The sequence below is a fragment of the Serratia sp. CY71090 genome (assembly GCF_052166845.1).
GTDB lineage: Bacteria > Pseudomonadota > Gammaproteobacteria > Enterobacterales > Enterobacteriaceae > Serratia > Serratia nematodiphila.
The window spans coordinates 1-1028 of the sequence record NZ_JBJNOA010000029.1 but is presented as its reverse complement, the minus strand read 5'-3'; the positions used below and the strand labels follow the sequence as shown (position 1 = coordinate 1028).

Sequence of the window (1028 nt, the reverse complement as noted above, 5' to 3'; positions counted from 1 at the left end):
CTAAGCGTCGCTGCCGCAGCTTCGGTGCATGGTTTAGCCCCGTTACATCTTCCGCGCAGGCCGACTCGACCAGTGAGCTATTACGCTTTCTTTAAATGATGGCTGCTTCTAAGCCAACATCCTGGCTGTCTATGCCTTCCCACATCGTTTCCCACTTAACCATGACTTTGGGACCTTAGCTGGCGGTCTGGGTTGTTTCCCTCTTCACGACGGACGTTAGCACCCGCCGTGTGTCTCCCGTGATAACATTCTTCGGTATTCGGAGTTTGCATCGGTTTGGTAAGCCGGGATGGCCCCCTAGCCGAAACAGTGCTCTACCCCCGAAGATGAGTTCACGAGGCGCTACCTAAATAGCTTTCGGGGAGAACCAGCTATCTCCCGGTTTGATTGGCCTTTCACCCCCAGCCACAAGTCATCCGCTAATTTTTCAACATTAGTCGGTTCGGTCCTCCAGTTAGTGTTACCCAACCTTCAACCTGCCCATGGCTAGATCACCGGGTTTCGGGTCTATACCTTGCAACTAGTCGCCCAGTTAAGACTCGGTTTCCCTACGGCTCCCCTATACGGTTAACCTTGCTACAAAATATAAGTCGCTGACCCATTATACAAAAGGTACGCAGTCACACCACGAAGGTGCTCCCACTGCTTGTACGTACACGGTTTCAGGTTCTATTTCACTCCCCTCGCCGGGGTTCTTTTCGCCTTTCCCTCACGGTACTGGTTCACTATCGGTCAGTCAGGAGTATTTAGCCTTGGAGGATGGTCCCCCCATATTCAGACAGGATGTCACGTGTCCCGCCCTACTCATCGAACTCACGACCTGTGCATTTTAGTGTACGGGGCTATCACCCTTTGCTGCGCGACTTTCCAGACGCTTCCACTAACACACAAGCCGATTCAGGTTCTGGGCTCCTCCCCGTTCGCTCGCCGCTACTGGGGGAATCTCGGTTGATTTCTTTTCCTCGGGGTACTTAGATGTTTCAGTTCCCCCGGTTCGCCTCATGCCACTATGTATTCATGACATGATA

General features: G+C 52.6%; 1 rRNA gene. It reads right to left on the bottom strand.

The window, feature by feature from the left end:
• Positions 1-1028, bottom strand: a 23S ribosomal RNA gene (locus ACJ8OK_RS24280); the annotation flags it as partial.